Origin of the sequence: Nocardia sp. NPDC056611 (assembly GCF_042792755.1) — a bacterium.
In the GTDB taxonomy this organism is placed as follows: domain Bacteria; phylum Actinomycetota; class Actinomycetes; order Mycobacteriales; family Mycobacteriaceae; genus Nocardia.
In genome coordinates, this window is the sequence record NZ_JBHTVV010000001.1 from 47119 (window position 1) to 64808 (window position 17690).

At 68.9% G+C, this 17690-nt stretch carries 17 protein-coding genes; 10 read left to right on the forward strand and 7 right to left on the reverse strand.

Going from position 1 to position 17690, the window contains the following annotated elements:
* Positions 1-13: 13 nt before the first annotated feature.
* From ACFRAQ_RS00245 to ACFRAQ_RS00255, 3 genes are all read right to left on the reverse strand, one after another.
* Entirely contained in the window at positions 14-1039 is a 1026-nt protein-coding gene (locus ACFRAQ_RS00245; protein ID WP_379091995.1) for an XdhC family protein, read from the reverse strand.
* A 13-nt stretch (positions 1040-1052) separates the two neighbouring features.
* Complete coding sequence (locus ACFRAQ_RS00250) at positions 1053-1730, reverse strand: NTP transferase domain-containing protein (RefSeq protein ID WP_379095683.1); 678 nt, start codon at positions 1728-1730, stop codon at positions 1053-1055.
* A 181-nt stretch (positions 1731-1911) separates the two neighbouring features.
* Entirely contained in the window at positions 1912-4524 is a 2613-nt protein-coding gene (locus tag ACFRAQ_RS00255; RefSeq protein WP_379091998.1) for a tetratricopeptide repeat protein, read from the reverse strand.
* A gap of 282 nt (positions 4525-4806) precedes the next feature.
* On the opposite strand from ACFRAQ_RS00255, the gene ACFRAQ_RS00260 reads away from it, so the two are divergent.
* Together ACFRAQ_RS00260 and ACFRAQ_RS00265 are read left to right on the forward strand one after the other, a co-directional pair.
* Positions 4807-5241 carry a hypothetical protein gene (locus tag ACFRAQ_RS00260; RefSeq protein ID WP_379092001.1) on the forward strand — a complete coding sequence of 145 codons (435 nt, stop codon included), beginning with the start codon at positions 4807-4809 and terminating at the stop codon, positions 5239-5241.
* Positions 5238-5450 carry a hypothetical protein gene (locus ACFRAQ_RS00265; protein WP_379092004.1) on the forward strand — a complete coding sequence of 71 codons (213 nt, stop codon included), beginning with the start codon at positions 5238-5240 and terminating at the stop codon, positions 5448-5450. The genes ACFRAQ_RS00260 and ACFRAQ_RS00265 overlap by 4 nt, the downstream gene beginning before the upstream one ends.
* 74 nt (positions 5451-5524) lie before the next feature.
* On the opposite strand, the gene ACFRAQ_RS00270 is transcribed toward ACFRAQ_RS00265, so the two are convergent.
* Positions 5525-6004 (reverse strand): DUF1772 domain-containing protein, encoded by a 480-nt coding sequence (locus ACFRAQ_RS00270; protein WP_379092007.1) that lies wholly within the window; start codon positions 6002-6004, stop codon positions 5525-5527.
* A gap of 516 nt (positions 6005-6520) precedes the next feature.
* On the opposite strand from ACFRAQ_RS00270, the gene aceA reads away from it, so the two are divergent.
* The 6 genes from aceA to ACFRAQ_RS00300 all read left to right on the forward strand — a co-directional run bounded on the left by aceA (position 6521) and on the right by ACFRAQ_RS00300 (position 13152).
* Positions 6521-7810, forward strand: coding sequence for an isocitrate lyase (gene aceA, locus ACFRAQ_RS00275; RefSeq protein WP_213559092.1), 1290 nt, complete (start codon positions 6521-6523; stop codon positions 7808-7810).
* A gap of 270 nt (positions 7811-8080) precedes the next feature.
* On the forward strand, positions 8081-8953 hold the full coding sequence (locus tag ACFRAQ_RS00280; protein WP_379092010.1) for a 3-hydroxybutyryl-CoA dehydrogenase: 873 nt from the start codon (positions 8081-8083) through the stop codon (positions 8951-8953).
* Positions 8954-9171: 218 nt separating this feature from the next.
* Complete coding sequence (metE, locus tag ACFRAQ_RS00285; RefSeq protein ID WP_379092013.1) at positions 9172-11487, forward strand: 5-methyltetrahydropteroyltriglutamate--homocysteine S-methyltransferase; 2316 nt, start codon at positions 9172-9174, stop codon at positions 11485-11487.
* Between the two features lie 200 nt (positions 11488-11687).
* Positions 11688-12392, forward strand: a complete 705-nt coding sequence (locus ACFRAQ_RS00290; RefSeq protein ID WP_379092016.1) for a helix-turn-helix transcriptional regulator — start codon at positions 11688-11690, stop codon at positions 12390-12392.
* 110 nt (positions 12393-12502) lie between these two features.
* On the forward strand, positions 12503-12883 hold the full coding sequence (locus ACFRAQ_RS00295; RefSeq protein WP_357281949.1) for a VOC family protein: 381 nt from the start codon (positions 12503-12505) through the stop codon (positions 12881-12883).
* Between the two features lie 77 nt (positions 12884-12960).
* A complete protein-coding gene (locus ACFRAQ_RS00300; protein ID WP_357281948.1) occupies positions 12961-13152 on the forward strand; it encodes an antitoxin in 192 nt (63 codons plus the stop codon).
* Between the two features lie 64 nt (positions 13153-13216).
* Here the strand turns inward: ACFRAQ_RS00300 and ACFRAQ_RS00305 are convergent, their stop codons facing one another.
* Positions 13217-14269 (reverse strand): NAD(P)-dependent alcohol dehydrogenase, encoded by a 1053-nt coding sequence (locus tag ACFRAQ_RS00305; protein ID WP_379092019.1) that lies wholly within the window; start codon positions 14267-14269, stop codon positions 13217-13219.
* Positions 14270-14375: 106 nt separating this feature from the next.
* Between ACFRAQ_RS00305 and ACFRAQ_RS00310 the strand changes: the two genes are divergently transcribed.
* On the forward strand, positions 14376-15113 hold the full coding sequence (locus tag ACFRAQ_RS00310) for a ZIP family metal transporter (protein ID WP_379092022.1): 738 nt from the start codon (positions 14376-14378) through the stop codon (positions 15111-15113).
* 66 nt (positions 15114-15179) lie between these two features.
* Positions 15180-16292, forward strand: a complete 1113-nt coding sequence (locus ACFRAQ_RS00315) for a S1C family serine protease (protein ID WP_379092025.1) — start codon at positions 15180-15182, stop codon at positions 16290-16292.
* Between the two features lie 10 nt (positions 16293-16302).
* Here the strand turns inward: ACFRAQ_RS00315 and ACFRAQ_RS00320 are convergent, their stop codons facing one another.
* Positions 16303-16869: a vitamin K epoxide reductase family protein gene (locus ACFRAQ_RS00320; RefSeq protein ID WP_379092028.1), complete on the reverse strand. Its 567-nt coding sequence runs from the start codon at positions 16867-16869 to the stop codon at positions 16303-16305.
* A complete protein-coding gene (locus ACFRAQ_RS00325; protein ID WP_379092031.1) occupies positions 16869-17663 on the reverse strand; it encodes a DsbA family protein in 795 nt (264 codons plus the stop codon). The genes ACFRAQ_RS00320 and ACFRAQ_RS00325 overlap by 1 nt, the downstream gene beginning before the upstream one ends.
* Between the last annotated feature and the right edge of the window lie 27 nt (positions 17664-17690).

Sequence of the window (17690 nt, forward strand, 5' to 3'; positions counted from 1 at the left end):
CGGGATCGGGGGGTCAGCGCGCCAGCTGCACGTGCCGCCGGCCCCCACCCGGCGAGGCGGACAGCGGCTCCGCCGACCTGCCGTTGCGCACCGCCAGCAGTTCCGCGGCGATCGAGACGGCGGTCTCGGCCGGGGTGCGTGCCCCCACGTCCAGGCCCGCCGGGGAGTGCAGGCGGGACAGGGTCTCGTCGCTGAAACCGCCCGCCTGCAGGGCCTCCAGCCGATGTCCGTGCGACGCCGAGGTACCCAGGGCGGCCAGATACCCCAGCTCGGGTAGTCGCAAAGCGACGGTGAGCAAAGGGATTTCGAATTTCGGGTCGTGCGAGAGCACCACCATGGCGGTGTCGCGATCGATCTCACCGGCCGAGGCCAGGGTGTTGAGATAGCGGTGCGGCCAGTCGACCACCACCTCGCAGCCGGGATAGGCGGTCGAGTTGGCGAAGGTCGGGCGGGCGTCGACGATGGTGATCCGGTAGCCGAGCAGCCGGGCCTGGGTGGCCAGCGCGCTCGCGAAAGCATTGGCCCCCACCAGGATCAGGTGCGGCGGGCGGGCGAACGAGGACACGAACACGTCGGAGTCGGGGAGCGAGACCAGCTCGGTGCCGTGCTTGCGATCGGTGATGAGATGCTGCCCGATCACATCCGGATCGGAGTGCCAGACCACGGTGAACAGGGTGACCTGACGCTGCGCGTCGATATCCGCCGCGATATCCGGGAATTCCGGAAAGTGCCTGCGCGAGAACGGTTCCGTGAAGACGTCGAGGGTGCCGACACAGTCCATCTGGGCATCCAGACCGCTGCCCGGACCGAACCGCTGCAGCCCGCGCCGACCGGTGCGCGCCGATTCCGCGGCCGCCTCGTACGCGGCGGCCTCGGCGCAGCCCGCCGAGATGGATCCGAAGGCCCGGCCGTCGGCGTCCACCACCATGGCCGAACCGATCGGCACCGGCGTCGCGCCCTGCGCCCGAACGAGAGTGGCCAACCCTCCGGTTCGCCCGCTGTGCCACACCCGAAGAAGGTCGTCGATGATTTCCCGCATCACATGCTCCCGCTCACAGTGCGCTGCCCGCCGGATAATCCCGATCGATCCCCGTAGCGAGGTCATCGCACGTGACGCACACCATATCCGCTCGTTCCCGTAAATAAGTGCCCGCCCCTGAATTTCCCTCCGCGCTCGCGCGGACCCCGGCCCAGTGCGCGCGCCCCAGCACCACCGGATGACCCGGGACCGACCCGAAGAACGCTCGCGCCACACGGCTCTCGCTCGTTCGCGCCGCCGCGATCACCCGCGCCACCACCTCGGGGCCGACGTCCGGCGTGTCCACCGGCATGATGGCCACGAACTCGGCGGGGGAGTGGGCCGCGCCGGCATCGGCGTTCCCCGCCGCGACAGCCTGCGCCGCAACTGTTGAATCTGCGGGCTGACCTGCTGTTGTCGTGGATTCGCCGGTCCCGGTGAAGCGCATGGTGATCCCGGGCGCGGCTGCCGCCGCCAGACCCGCGCGGGTCGACGCACTCAGCCCGAGGTCCCAGTCCTCGGCCCAAATAGGTTGCACACCTTCGGGTATCGCTATGCCCGAGGTTTGCGACACCAGCCAGCCGCCGTTCGCTGCCCGATACGCGGGCCCGGTCGCGCCCAGCACCACGACGATCCGTTCGCAGCCGCCGTCCCGCAGCGCCCGCACCGCCCCGCGCAGCCACGCGCCACCCTCGGCCAGCACTTTCGGCATGCCATATCGCCGACCGGCACCGGCCGCGAGCAGAATTCCATCGCAGCGTTCGGGACTCACGCGAGCAGGGTAATCCGGCCCGCGCAGGTTCGCTGGCCAAGTGACCAGAAGGGTAGCCCGACCGGCCCGCCGCACATCGGACCAGATGGGACGGTGCGGGCCGCACCGATGGGCCGCATCGTCAGGAGCCGAGCGCGGTCAGCGTCTGCTGGACCTTCAGCAGGCGGGCGGGGTCGATGCCCTCGCAGAGCGTGCGGGCCTTCTCCAGATAGACCTGTGCCAGGGCCGGGTTGTCGGCGCGGCGTTCGAGCTCGCCGAGCGCCCACCACGCGGCCGCCTCGCCGCCCGCGTCGGACATGCCGCGGGTGAGGGCGCGCGACTCCTCGTATTTGATGCGGGCGGCGTCGAATTCGCCGCGATTGCGGTGGATGTGGCCGAAGCCGCGCAGGGTGTCGATCTGGAGCAGGGTGTCCGGTATCTCCTTGCTGATCCGGTACGCCTCCTCGAACAGCGTCCAGGCTTCGTCCAGATCGCCGCGCAGACCCGCGATCCCGCCCAGTCCCCACACCGACCAGCCCTCGCAGTAGCCGTCCCCGATCCGCAGGGCGATGGCGTGCGCCCGGTGGTAGTACTCGTCGCCGGCGGCGTATCGCTCGCTGAGCCGCTCGATATGGCCGAGCTCGCGCAGGGCGTCGCACTCCAGGTGCAGGTCGCCGAGCGAATGCGCGATGCGCAGGACCTGCCGGACCGCGTCGCGGGCGGCATCGCGGCGATCCTGGTGCCGTAGCGCGGCGGCATGCCAGAGCAGGGCGCGGGCGGTGCGGGCATGATCGCCGATGTCCTCCGCCAGCCGCCGGGCATGTTCGAAACACACTGCCGCCCTGGAGTATTCGCGCACCGTCTTGAGCAGGTGGCCGAGGCCGTACCAAGCGTCGCATTCCGCGGTCCGATCGCCGATGGCGTGATTGATCGAGGTGGCGAGCTCGAACATGCTGCGGCTCTCGGCCAGATAGCCCAGGGTGGCGAGCTGCCCGGCCAGCAGATCGGCGAAGCGCGCGGTGTCCGAGGTGCGTTCGGCGGTGCGGGCGCACGCCAGCATCGTGCCCAGCCGCTCCTCGAACCACAGCCGGGCCTGCATGACGGCCATGTTCGGATTCCGGAAGTCGCGGCGCGCGTGCGGATGCGCGGTGTCGAAGGGACGCGGTTTGCCGATACCGCTCGCCGTCTCCAGATAGTGCCCGAGCAGGCGGCCCAGCGCGGCCCCGTGCTCGCCGGGCAGGCTCTCCGAGTCGGCCCGGCAGCGGGCGTAGAGGTGCAGCAGATTGTGCATCCGATACCGCTGATGACCCGGACGGCTGGCGAGCTGATCGATCATCCCGTCCTCGAAGACCCGCTGCAGCAGGCGTTTCGCGGCCGAGTCCTCGGCCTGCGCCATGGCCGCGAAATCATCGGAGGACACCGTCGAACTCGGGAACCAGCCGAGCAGCCGCACCGCGCGACGCGCCTCCTCGTCGCGGAGCCGGGCGTACGAGAGGGCGAAGGCGTCGCGCATGGACTCGTCCTCGGCGGAGAACTTGTCGAGGATCAGCTCCGCCGGGCACATACCCACGCTCGGCCCGGCCGCGGGCAGCGTCACCAGGGTGCTCAGGGCGTCGAGGTCGTCACGCAGGTCCGCCAATAGTCCGGGCCGGCGGCTGATCCGGCCCGCCACCAAGCGGATCGGCAGCGGCAGCCCGCCCGCCACCTCCACGATCCGGCGGGCCGCCGCGGAGTCGTAGCCCGCGCCCAGATTGCCCAGCGTGGCCAGCATCTCCTCGGCCTCGTCCGGGCCCAGCGGCTCCAGCTCCAGCTGATTGACCCGCACCATGCCGGTCAGCGGCCGCCGGCTGGTGATCACCACGAAGCAGCTCGGCGACTGCGGCAGCAGCGGCCGGATCTGCTTGCTCTCCAGCACATCGTCGAACACCACGAGCAGCCGCCGCCCCGCGGTCTCCCGCCGCCACAGCTGCGCCAACCGGCCCTGATCCGCCCGCAGCGGCGGCCGCACCCCCAGCTGACTCAGGCCCGCCGCCAGCAGCCGGGACGCGCTGGCCGCCCCCGCCTCCCGATCGTGACTGCGCATCCCCAGCCATACCGCGCCGTCCGGGAAGCGGTCCGCGAACTTGGCGACCAGCTGCCGGGTGAAGGCGGTCTTGCCCACCCCGGCGACACCCGTGATCAACTGCGCGCGGGAGTCGCCCAGGAAGTGCAGGTCCACGCGGCGGCGCATCTCCTCCAGGGGATGGCGGCGCCCGATGAAGGTCGTCGAATCCGCCGTCGGCACGTACAACTGCCCGGCCCCGGTCCGGTTGAGCCCCAGGCGTTCCCGCGCGGCCTGGTAGGCGCGGCGATCACCCGGCGCCAGATGCGCCAGATCCTCGATGTCGACCAGCCGATCCCAGGTGGTGTTGTACACCAGCGCGAGCAACTCCAGCGTGTGCAGCGCGGGCGCCCGATATCCGTACCCCTCCGGTGTGCGGGCCGGCCACTTCTCGATCTCGCACAGACGGCTGTTCTTCATCCGCGGCTCCCGGTGGCCGTCCGGATCCACCAGGGGCGCGAGCTGATTGAACCGCTCCGCGGCCTGCCGCTGATTGAGGCCGTTGGCCTTGCGCCACGCCGTCCGCGGCCGCAGCCCCCGCCGCATCAGCTCGACGGCCAGCGGCTCCACCAGGGTCTGCTCGCTCAGACCGAGCGCCCGCAGCGAACGGCCGAGCCGGGCGATCTCCTGCGAGGAAGCGGCGGTCGACTCCATCGGGGCACCTCCTCGCCCGCCCGCCATCGCCCGGCAATCGGTGCACCGGGCGGATTCGCTTGGCGGACAGCTGTATTCGCTATCGACGGTAGCGAAGAAATCCGGGGCCGGGCGGGAAACTTCCGGGCCGGGGCCCACGCTCGGCGCAGGTCGGAGCCGGTTCGGGCCGGGAAGAAACGGCGGGACAACGCGGTACGGGGACGGCGGCTCGCGGACGGTCCAATGGAAGCGTCGGGCAATGCCGGGACGGGGCGGGTCCGAATGGAACGGAGGATCGGATCGATGGCCGTAGTGGAGTACGAGTGGCTGATCACCTCGGACGTCGCCCACGAGGTGGCGTTCCGGGTGGATGTGCCCGAGCGGGGACGGGGCCGGTGGGTGCTCTCCTACCTGCCCACGACCCGGCGACTGACCAGGGAACAGGCCCTGGCCGGTGTCCGGCTCGCGGAGTTGATACTGCTCGGATTTCCCGGGCCCACAGCGGAATTCGACGCCGAAGCGGCGACCCTGCACGCCGCGCTGATCGGGCTCGGCCTCACCGAGGCCATGTGCCTGCTCGCCCTGCGCGACACCGGCGGCGACGCGGAGGCGGAGTCGCGCGAGGAAGGCGAGACGCGGGCGCGGCGGCCGATCGAGCGATGCCATCCCCGACCCTCGGGGTCCCGCGAGGCGGCCACCGGTGTCCGGACCCGGCCTGAGCAGGAAGCGATCCGATGATCATCTACGTCGGCGGGCTCGGCATGTACGTGCCCTTCCCGCGCCGGATCCATGCGGGATGGTTCGCCATCGGGTGCGTCGCGGTGCTGACGTTCGCCGTCACGGTCATGCTCGTGGTGGCGGCCGGCTGCGGGACCCGGGTGTCCACCGAACCCGGCCCGCCGCCGACCCCGCCGCCCGTGGCGCTCGTCGAGCCGGCGACGGGCTGAGGGGTGCCCGCCGGAAACCCGAGGCCCCGCACCGGATTCGGTGCGGGGCCTCGGGTTTCCGGGTGGGGCGACGGTCAGAACAGAGCCAGAGCGGCGATCAGGCCGGACAGGGCGACGGTCTGCAGGGCGACCCGCGCATTGAGGATGCTGTCCCACTTGTCCTGCAGCGCACGGGCATCGGCGGGGATGACGCCGGTCCGCGCGGCCGCGGTCTGCGCGGTGTTGATCGGCTTGGCGATGAGGACGTAGCAGGCCAGCCAGGTGAGCAGGGCCGCGAGCGCGAGTCCGGCGGCGACCGCGGCGGGGGCCTGCCCGGCGGCGATCGCGCAGCCGAGGGCGAGGACGGCGGTGATGATGCCGCCGGCGCCGAAGATCGGCATGCGCTTGTCGCCGTAGTAGTGACCCCAGCCGGCGCTGATCGTCACGGTCGCGTCGTCGAGGTGGTCGCGGTAGACGGACCGGGTAATGAGGGCGACGGACCAGTCGGTTCCGTAGACCACGGCATTGGCGAGGATCGCGAGGGCGGCGAGGATCTGGCCGGTCAGGATGAACATCGGGGGCCTCTTTCGGCTGAAATCTAGCGGCGCTAGGAACTGAAGCAACGATAACAACACTCGGGCTAGATTGTCTAGCGATGCTAGAAATTCGGTTCTCAGTCGACCGAACGGTCCGGAATTCGGACCCCGGTGGCATGCCTCACAACCATCAAGATCAGACTGTGCTGTGAAGGTGCTCACATCTCGACGGCCGTCGGCGCGTCACGCACCGGTGGCCCGCATCACCCAAACAGTACGGGCGTTATGCAAAACTGCACGTCAGCGCTACTGGCAAGTAGATTCCACCGCTGCTATTAACAGGCAAATTTTGCAGGCTTAGCAAGATGCCGGTGAAAGCTAGCGGGGATTCACACTTGCAACAGGTAGACGGACATTTTTTCCTGTGCCATCGTGTGGAAGTACACCTCGCGGGCCTAGCAAGTCTGCAAATTGCCGCTCCAGCAGTGGTCGAACATCCGCCTCGGAGTTCGACTCGCGGGGCTACCGAGACCGAACGAAGAAGTGGAGTCAGAGATGTCGAAGGTCGGCACCCCGAAGACCGCTGCGGAACTTCAGCAGGATTGGGACACCAACCCCCGCTGGAAGGGCGTCACCCGCAACTACACCGCCGAGCAGGTCGTGAAGCTGCAGGGCACCGTCGTCGAGGAGCACACCCTCGCTCGCCGTGGTGCCGAGATCCTCTGGGATCTCGTCAACAACGAGGACTACATCAACTCGCTGGGCGCCCTCACCGGCAACCAGGCCGTGCAGCAGGTTCGCGCCGGCCTGAAGGCCATCTACCTGTCCGGTTGGCAGGTCGCCGGTGACGCCAACCTGTCCGGCCACACCTACCCGGACCAGTCGCTGTACCCGGCCAACTCGGTTCCGGCCGTGGTGCGTCGCATCAACAACGCGCTGCTGCGCGCCGACGAGATCGCCAAGGTCGAGGGTGACACCTCGGTCGCCAACTGGCTGGCCCCGATCGTCGCCGACGCCGAGGCCGGCTTCGGTGGCGCGCTGAACGCCTACGAGCTGCAGAAGGCCATGATCGCCTCCGGCGCGGCCGGCGTGCACTGGGAGGACCAGCTGGCCTCCGAGAAGAAGTGTGGCCACCTGGGCGGCAAGGTGCTGATCCCCACCCAGCAGCACATCCGCACCCTGACCTCCGCGCGTCTGGCCGCCGACGTCGCCGACGTGCCGTCGGTGATCATCGCCCGCACCGACGCCGAGGCCGCCACCCTCATCACCTCCGATGTGGACGAGCGCGACCGCGAGTTCCTGGACGGCACCCGCACCGCCGAGGGCTTCTTCGGCACCAAGAACGGCATCGAGCCCTGCATCGCGCGTGCCAAGGCCTACGCCCCCTACGCCGACCTCATCTGGATGGAGACCGGGGTGCCGGACCTCGAGGTCGCGCGCAAGTTCGCCGAGGCCGTCCGCAGCGAGTTCCCGGACCAGCTGCTGGCCTACAACTGCTCGCCGTCCTTCAACTGGAAGGCGCACCTGGACGACGCCACCATCGCGAAGTTCCAGCGTGAGCTGGGCGCCATGGGCTTCAAGTTCCAGTTCATCACCCTGGCCGGCTTCCACTCGCTGAACTACGGCATGTTCGACCTGGCGCACGGCTACGCCCGCGAGGGCATGACCGCGTTCGTCGACCTGCAGGAGCGCGAGTTCAAGGCCGCCGCCGAGCGTGGCTTCACCGCCGTCAAGCACCAGCGTGAGGTCGGCGCCGGCTACTTCGACACCATCGCCACCACCGTGGACCCGAACACCTCCACCGCGGCGCTGAAGGGCTCCACCGAAGAGGGTCAGTTCCACTGAGCCACAACAGGTCCTGAGGACCTGTACCCGGGGCGGTAGTCGCATCACAACCTCCGCCGCCCCGGGAACCTCGAACTCCCGCCGGGAGAGATGGCAAGCCTCTCCCGGCGGGGTGTTCACCCGCCCTTCCCGTCGACAGCCCCGGCGGGGAGGGCATTTTCCTATAGCGTTTTTTGCAAGTCCGTTTTTTCAAGACCTTAAGAAGGCGCAGGGTCGTTCGGTACGACGCCTTCATCCACAGCCACGACGGCCAAACAGCAGGAGCGGGACGTGAGCAGCGAAAAGATTCAGCGCGTCGGCATTATCGGTGCCGGACAGATGGGCGCGGGCATCGCAGAGGTCTGCGCCCGAGCACACGTCGATGTGCTCGTCTTCGAACAGACCCGTGAACTGGCTGCCGCCGGTCGCGCCCGCATCCTGCGGTCGCTGGACCGCGGGGTGTCCAGCGGCAAGATCACCGAGCGCGAGCGCGAGCAGGCCGCCTGGCGGCTGCGCTTCACCAGCGACCTCGGCGACTTCGCCGACCGCCAGCTGGTGGTCGAGGCCGTCGTGGAGAACGAGGACGTGAAGACCGCGATCTTCAGCGAACTCGACAAGGTCGTCACCGACCCCAACGCGGTGCTGGCCTCCAACACCTCCTCCATTCCGATCATGAAGATCGCCGTGGCGACCAACAACCCGGAGCGGGTGGTCGGCATGCACTTCTTCAACCCGGTGCCGGTGCTGCCGCTCGTCGAGCTGGTCACCACCCTCAAGACCACCGAGACCGTCACCAAGCGCGCCGAGCAGTTCGCCGCCGACGTGCTGGGCAAGCAGGTCGTGCGCTCCGCCGACCGCTCCGGTTTCGTGGTCAACGCGTTGCTGGTGCCCTACCTGCTCTCGGCCATCCGGATGGTCGAATCCGGTTTCGCCACCAAGGAAGACGTCGACAAGGCCATGGTGCTGGGCTGTGCCCACCCGATGGGCCCGCTGGCGCTGACCGACCTGGTCGGCCTCGACACCGTGAAGTCCATCGCCGACTCCATGTACTCGGAGTTCAAGGAGCCGCTCTACAGCGCGCCGCCGCTGTTGATGCGCATGGTCGAAGCGGGTCTCCTCGGTAAGAAGGCCGGAGCGGGCTTCTACCAGTACAACCGAGGCTAGAAGCAGCAGGCTAGAAGCAGCCGAACGATGAGTCGCCCGGTTCTTTGTTGCGGGTAACGTGACAACTGATTTCGTAAGAATCGGGTAACTCGTCGGGTACGTCCAAAATTGGCGCTGCACCTGACCGCCGGCCGCGTGTGCATTGGCTACGGCTCTTAGTCTGGCCTGAAGGCGCGGAGAGGCGGGTTAGCCCGCAGCTCGGAAGGAGCGTCCTTCTCATGGTCAACGTCGCCGACGGATTCGGGTCCAGCATTCTGGGTTACCCGCGGATCGGGCAACACCGCGAACTCAAGCGTGCACTCGAGTCGTATTGGCACGGCACGCTTTCCCGTGACGAACTGCTCGCGGTCGGGCGCGAGATTCAGGAGAGTCAGTATCTGGAGCTGGCCGCCACCGGGTTGACCCAGGTCCCCGGCAACACCTTCTCCTACTACGACCACATTCTCGACAACGCGCTGCTGTTCGGCGCGGTCCCGCAGCGGTTCGAGCCCTTCCGGGACAGCCTGGACCCGTTGGACTTCTACTTCCTGATGGCTCGCGGCCGGCCCGATCTGCCGCCGCTCGAGCTGGTCAAGCTGCTGAACACGCCGTACCACTACCGGCAGCCGGAACTCGAGACCGACACCGAGTTCTCACTGCACCCCGAAGCGCTGCTCGACGAATTCGACCGCGCCAAGGCCGCGGGCATCGAGCTGCGTCCGGTGGTGCTCGGCCCGCTGTCGCTGCTGCTGCTGTCCAAGACCGGACACGTGCCCGGCGAGACCGAATTCGACAAGCTGGTGCTGCTCGACAAGCTGCTACCGGTGTACGAGGAACTGTTCGAGGTGCTCGCCAAGCGGGGCGCCACCTGCGTGCAGCTCGACGAGCCCTGTTTCACCAGCGACCGCTCGCCCTCCACCATGGAGCTGTTCGAGAAGACCTACCAGCGGCTGTCCAAGGCCCCGCTGCGCCCGCGCATGCTGGTCACCGGTTCGTACGGCGATTTCGGTGAGGCGACCGAAATCCTGTGCCGCACTGCGGTCGAGGCCATCGGCCTGGACCTGGCCAGCTACCGGGTCCGGCCCGAGGACCTGGCCGCCATCCCCGGCATCAAGCGCAAGCGGCTCTACGCCGGCGTCATCAGCGGCACCAATGTGTGGCGCGCCGACCGGTACGTGACGCTGGAATACCTCAACGCGCTCGCCCAGGTCTGCCCCGACATGGTGGTGTCCACCGGCGCCTCGCTGCTGCACGTGCCCTACGACGTGCTGCGCGAATACGAGCTGGAGGGCAATGTCGCCGACCGTCTCGCCTTCGCCAAGCAGAAGGTGCTGGAAGTGGTCTCGCTGGCCAAGGCGCTGACCGAGGGCCCCTCGGAGAAGTGGCGCAAGAAGCCGACCTCGGTGCACTTCAAGCAGAAGCACGCGGTGCGCCAGCGCGTCTACGCCGTGACCCCGCAGATGCGGGTGCGCGAACCGTACGAGACGCGAAAGCTGGCGCAGCAGGCCAAACTTCAGCTGCCGCTGGTGCCCGCCACCACGCTGGGCTCGTTCCCGCAGAGCGCGACCGCCCGGCAGGCGCGGCACGACCTCGGTCAGGGCCGTTTGTCGTTCGACGAGTACCGCAAGCGCATCGAAGCCGAGATCGAGTCCACCATCCGGCTGCAGGAGGACATCGGCCTGGATGTTCTGGTGCACGGCGAGCACGAGCGCAACGACATGATCCAGTTCTTCGCCGAACAGCTGGACGGCATGGCCACCACCCACTTCGGCTGGGTGCAGGTGTACGGCTCCCGCTGTGTGCGCCCGCCGATCGTGTACGGCGACGTGGCCCGCCCCGAACCCATGTCGGTGTCGTGGACCGCGTACGCGCAGTCGCTCACCGACAAGCCGGTCAAGGGCATGGTCACCGGTCCGGTCACCATGCTCGCCCGCTCCTTCGTGCGTCAGGACCAGCCGCTCTACGAGACCGCCGACCAGGTGGCGCTGGCCATCCGCGACGAGGTCGTGGACCTGGAGAAGGCGGGCATCGCCATCATCCAGGTGGACGAGCCGTCCATCCGCGAGCTGCTGCCGCTGCGCAAGAAGGGACAGGCCGAGTACCTGCGCTGGGCGGTCGGCGCGTTCAAGCTGGCCACCTCCGGCATCAAGCCCGAGACCCAGATCCACACGCACATCGGCTATTCCAGCCGCGGCGACGTGGTGGCGGCCATCGAGGAACTCGACGCCGACGTCACCGCCATCGTCGCCACCCGCTCCATCGAATGGGTGCTGGAGGCGTTGAAGGAGGACTGCGCCGAGGGCCGCGGCCTCACCCACGGCGTCGGGCCCGGCGTCTACGAATCGCGGTCCGCGCGGATCCCGGACATCGACGAACTGGACGAGCTGCTCACCGCGGCCGCCGAGGCGGTCAGCCCGGAACGACTGTGGGCCAACCCGGACGGCGGTCTCAAGACCCGTCACCACTGGCAGCTGGATCCGTCGCTGCGCAATATGGTGGCCGCCGCCCGTCGCGTCCGCCGCCGCGCGGAAGCGGCCGCGGGCGAAACCGCCTGAGGCCGTAGCGTTCTCACCCCGGAACCCCGGTTCGATCCGCCGATCGGACCGGGGTTCCGCGCGTTCGCTGTCACGAATCGGTCATGAACCCGCGATTGGCGCACCCACGACCAGAAGGGCGATCAGATACCGCCGGACCAGCGGGGGAAGTGGGTCCGCGGACTCCCGGAAATGTCGGTGGGCCTCGCTACGGTGTGGGCGTGAACCGCACGGACCGGCTCTACGCGATCGTCGAGGAGTTGCGGGCGGTGTCGCCGCGCCTGCGCACCGCACGGGAACTCGCCGCGCGGCACGGGGTGAGCGTGCGCACGGTCGAGCGGGATATCAGCGCGCTCCAGCAGTCGGGGGTCCCCATCTACGCCGATGTGGGGCGGCGGGGCGGGTACGCGCTGGAGAAGAGCATGTCGCTGCCGCCGCTCAACTTCACCGCGGCCGAGGCGGTGGCGCTGGCCGTCGCGGTGGCGCGCGCCGACGGCGGTCCGTTCGCCGATGCGGGGCGCAGCGCGCTGCGCAAGATCCTGGCCGCCATGTCCGCCCAGAATACCGCCGCCGCACGGCAATTGGCGCTGCGGGTGCGGCTGCTCGAATCACCCGAGGCGGTCGCGCCCATGCCGGTGCCGCCCGAGGTGGAGCAGGCCGTGGTGGCGCGGCGGGTGCTGCGCATCGAATACCTGGATCGGGCGGGCGTGCTCAGTGAGCGCGAGGTGGAACCGGTGGCCCTGCTGCACGGCGGCCGGGGCTGGTACCTGCTGGGCTGGTGCCTGCTGCGCGACGAACCGCGCAATTTCCGGCTCGACCGGATGAAGGCGATCGAGCTGACCGAGCGGATCGGGGCGGAGCGGTCCATCGAGACGTGCAGCCCGGCCGAGCCGGTGCACGAGATCCGGATGATCTCGCTCGGCTAGGTCCGGAAAACACCGACAAAAGATCGGGAAACACCGACAGGGGGTTGTCGCCGGGCGGCGAGATCGTGGTGGGGCACAAGAAATCCACGACGACCGCACAGGAGACAGCCATGACCACCCCGCCCTTCAACACCGTCGCCTGGTTCCAGGTCGGCAGCGACCAGCCCGACTCGGTGAAGACCTTCTACAACGGCCTGTTCGGCTGGAACTTCGCGCAGGACCCGGACCAGGACAGCGGCTACGACCTCATCACCTACCCGGGCAACGAGATGCCCGCCGGCGGCCTCGCGCACGTCGACGACGCCTCGGCCAACCACGCCATCTTCTATGTGCTGGTCCAGGACGTCGCCGCGACCCTGGCCGCGGCCGAGAAGCAGGGCGGCAAGGTGTTCCTGCAGCCCATGACCGCCAAGAACGGCCTGGTCTTCGCCGAACTGCTCGACACCTCCGGCAACCGCTTCGGCGTCTTCAGCCCGCCGCCCGCGAACTGAGCGGCGGCGGTCCCGCCCGTCGCGCGGAGATAGCCTGTCCTGGACGTTGTTTCGAGACAGGAGTGTGGATCGTGGGCATGTTCGATCAGTTGAAGGACGCGGCGGGCAAGGCGGCGGAGCTGGCGGGTCAGCACGCCGACAAGCTGGAGCCGTTGATCGACAAGGCCGGCGACGCGCTGGACCAGCAGACCGACGGCAAGTTCGCCGGCGCGGTGGACAAGGTGCAGGACGCCGCCAAGCAGGCCCTGCGCGAGCAGTCGGGCCAGTAGCCGTCGGTGCAGGACGTGCGGCGCGGGGTATTTCGCGGCGGCCGGTGCGAAATACCCCGTGGCGTCACATGGTGGCGGCGTCGATGACGAAGCGGTAGCGCACGTCGGAGGCGATCACGCGCTCGTAGGCGTCGTCGATGCGGTCGGCGGGGATGACCTCGATCTCCGCACCGATGCCGTGCTCGGCGCAGAAGTCCAGCATCTCCTGGGTCTGCGCGATACCGCCGATCATCGAGCCGGACAGTGAGCGCCGGAAACCGGCCAGTGCCGAGACCCGCACGCTGTAGGGCTTGTCGGGCAGGCCGAGCGCCACCAGGCTGCCGTCCAGGCGCAGCAGCTTGAGGTAGTCCTCGATCGGCAGGTCCGCGGACACGGTGTTGATGATCAGGTCGAAGCTGCCGCGCAGCTGCTTGAAGGTGGCGCGGTCACCGGTGGCGTAGTAGTGGTGCGCGCCGAATCGGCGGCCATCGTCCTGCTTGGACAGCGAGTGGCTGAGCACGGTCACCTCCGCGCCCATGGCCGCGGCGATCTTCACGCCGATGTGCCCGAGCCCGCCCATGCCGATGATGGCGACCCGCTTGCCCGGCCCGGCGTTCCAGTGCCGCAGCGGCGAGAACAGGGTGATGCCCGCGCACAGCAGCGGCGCGGCCACATCCAGCCCGATGCCCTCGGGAATGGCGAGCACGAAGCCCTCGGTCACCACGATCTGCGTGGAGTAGCCGCCCAGGGTGCGCCCACCCGCCTGCTGTTCGGCGGGTACGGGGGAGTTGTAGGTCCAGACCGCGGCCCGGGTGCAGTACTGCTGTTCCCCGGCCACGCAGGGCTCGCATGCGCCGCACGAGTCGACCAGACAGCCCACGCCGACCCGGTCGCCGACCTTGTGCCGGGTCACTTCGGAGCCGACGGCGGCCACGATTCCGGCGATCTCGTGGCCGGGCACACACGGGTAGGCGGTGCTGTGCCATTCGTTGCGGGCGGTGTGGATGTCGGAGTGGCAGATGCCCGCGTACTTCACGTCGATCAGCACGTCGTGGGGGCCGAGTTCGCGGCGCTCGATGGCGACCTTCTCGAAGGACCCGTCCGGGGCGTTCACGGCATAGGCGGTAGCGGTGCTCATGAAGTCATGCCTACCCCCGCATCCCCCGGAGCTCAAACCTTTCGTCCCTTTTCCCACCCCGGCGTGCCGTGCCGATGGGCCCGCAATCGGTCGGCATGCTGGCGGAATGGCGATTCTGCTGTCGTTCCTGTCGTTCTGCTCGACCTTGGTGGGCGGGCTGCTGGCGGTGCGCATCGGCGAGCGCAAGCGACTGGTACTGGGGCTGGCCGCGGGCGTCATGCTCGGCGTGGTGGCCTTCGATCTGATGCCCGAGGCCCTCGAACTGGACGCCACCGAGGCGCTCGGCGTTCCGGTGCCGCTGCTGGCCGCGGTGGTCGGTTTCTTCACGGTGCACGTGATCGAGCGGTCGATGGCCATCCACACCGGCCACGAGGACGAATTCGGGGCGCACCAGCACAATCACGACTTCAGTTCGCTGGGTTTGCTGGCCGCGGGCGGGCTGGTGTTCCACAGCACCCTCGACGGCCTCAGTATCGGTTTCGGTTTCCAGGCGGGGGCGGCGACGGGCGTGGCGGTGGCCATCGCGGTGATCTGCCACGACTTCGCGGACGGATTCAACACTTTCACGCTGGCCACGCTGTACGGCAATGCCCGCAAGCGTGGACTGATCATGCTCGGGCTCGATGCGGTGGCGCCGGTGATCGGTGCGGTGATCGGCACGGTGGTCAAGGTTCCGTCCGGACTGGTCGGACTGTTCTTGGGTTATTTCGCGGGCTTCCTGCTCTACCTCGCCACGGCCGATATCCTGCCCGAGGCGCACGCGGGCAAACCCGCCCGCGGACCGCTGGTATGCACACTGGCCGGTGTGCTTTTCATGTTGGGCGTTGTGGCGCTGAGCCATTGAAATGCTGGTACACCGGTAGAGAGACGCTTGCTCGAGCCGGCGGGCGAACCGCAATCGGGAGGGTCCGTGGACAGCGACAGACGCGGTGGCGGCGGCCGGGTGTTCGCGCTGTTCGTCGTGGTCGTGCTCGGCATCACCGGATTCCTCGGCTACCGCGGCGAACTGCCCCGCTGGCCCTTCGGCGACACCTACGTCACCGCCGGTCTGACCGGCCCGCCGCTGCCTCCGCTGGACGTCACACTGGTGGCGCGAGTCGCGGAACCGGCGCTGGTGAACATCACCGCGGGCATCCGCCCCTACGGCATGGGCGCGGCCGGGTCCGGCATCGTGCTCAGCGCCGAGGGGGAGGTGCTGACCAGCCATCACGTCATCAAAGGCGCTGACACCGTGACGGTCTCGGATGTCGGCACCGGCGCGGTCTACACCGCCACCGTGGCCGGCTACGACGCCATGGCCGATATCGCCCTGCTGGATCTGCAGGGCGCGGGCGGCCTCCCGGCCGCCCGGATCGGCAGTTCCGCCCCGCTGCACGTGGGCGACGACGTGCTGGCCATCGGCAATGCCGGCGGCACCGGATCGCCGACCGCGGTGGGCGGGCCCATCACCAATCTGGATTCGTCCATCGTGGCGCGTAATTCGGCCGACCTGACGCGGAAGTCGTTGCGCGGCATGATCGAGGTCGCGGCCGCGGTCGCCGCCGGGCAGTCCGGCGGTGCGCTGGTGGACCGCTACGGCTCGGTGATCGGGGTCGTCACCGCCGCCTCCGGCGAGGCGGCGAAGGCGGTGGGCAAGGGGCCCAACGGCTACGCGGTGCCCATCGACACCGCCATGGGCGTGGTCCGCCAGATCCGTTCCGGCACACCGACCGACACCGTGCACATCGGCCCCACCGCCACGCTCGGGATCCTCACCTCCGACGCGCAGCCGTCCGCGCAGTCGGGGGCGCCCGCGGGCGCGCGCATCGACGTCGCCATCTACGGACTGCCCGCCTACGAGGCCGGGCTCGCCGACGGAGAGGTCATCACCGCCCTCGACGACCGGCCCATCACGGGCTCACAAATGCTGAAAGCCGCACTCAACGCCCATAAACCGGACGATGTGGTGCGGCTCGAGATCAGCGAACCGGGCGGGGCGCGCCGGACGGTGAGCGTGTCCCTCACCGTCGGCCCGCCGAACTAGTCCCGGCCGATCAGAACTTGCTGTTCCAGTACGACTGGAACTGGACGTACACGATCAGGATGACCACCGCGTAGAACACGGCGACCAGCGTCCACCGCCACTCCGCGATGATCTGCGCGACGCCGCGGGACCGGCCGAACAGCAGTCCGGTCACGATGGCGAACATGGCCGGGGTCACCGCCCACACCACCATGCACCACGGGCACAGCGCGTGGATCTGGAAGGTGGCGTCCCAGACCAGCCAGCCGATGGCCGCCACGCCCGCCAGCAGACCGGCCCACATGCCGCCGACGAACCAGCGCGGCAACGAGATTCCGCAGACCAGCAGCACCCCGATGGTCACGAACACCGAGAACCCCACCACGCCGATGATCGGATTGGGGAATCCGAACATCGACGCCGTCTTGTCCGCCATCACCGTGGTGCACGACAGCGTCGAGTCGATCGTGCACGACGGCCGATAGCCGGGTTCGGTGAGCGACTTGAACTTCTCGACCAGCAGCGTGACCGAGGCCCCCCAGCCGATCAGCGCGGCCAGCAGCAGCGGCCACGCCGATCGGGGTCCAGCGGAGATCATCACTTGCTCGCGTTCTCGATCACCGAGGTCATGCCGCCGGGCGACATGAGGGCCTGGGCATCGGACACCTGGGCGCCGTTCACGTACACCGTCGGGGTGGACTTCACGCCGGTGGCGAAGACCTTGTCGGTCTGCTGCTTCACCCAGGTGGTGTACTTGCCGTCCTTGATGGCCTGGGCCACGGCCGGATCGGTGTACCCGGCGTCCTTGGCGATCTTGATGAGCTGGTCGTCGCTCATGCCGTTGCCGCCCTCCTTGGGCTGGTGCTCGTACATGGCGGACAGCCAGCCCTGGAACTTCGACGGGTCGGCCTCGTACATCACGTAGGCGGCCGCGGACCCGCGGGTGGAGAACTGATTGCCGTTGGAGGCGCGATCGAGGAAGGTGATGATGTTGTAGTCCACCACCGCCTGGCCGCTCTGCACGGCCTTGGCCAGCGCGTCGGCATTGGCCTTCTCGAACATGTTGCACGCGGGGCACTGCACGTCGGCGACCACGCGCACGGACGCCTTCTGCTTGCCCGCGGGCGCGGGGGCGGCGGTGTTGTCGATCCGGATCGCGCCCTCGGGGGTGAGGTTCGGCGGCACCAGCGCGGCCTGCTCGGCATTCCAGTGGAACGTGTTCGAGCCCTCGGCGGCCTTGTCGTCGTTGTGCTTGCGCGTCGCCAGGGTGATGCCGATGCCGGCGATCAGGCCGAGCAGGACGACGGCCACCGCCACTTGAATGAGGATCCTGCGGTTGCGGTCGGCCTTGGCCGCCTGCGCCAGCGGGTTCCGACCCGGTTTGTTGCTCACCTCTGCGCTCACCACACCTTCCGTAGT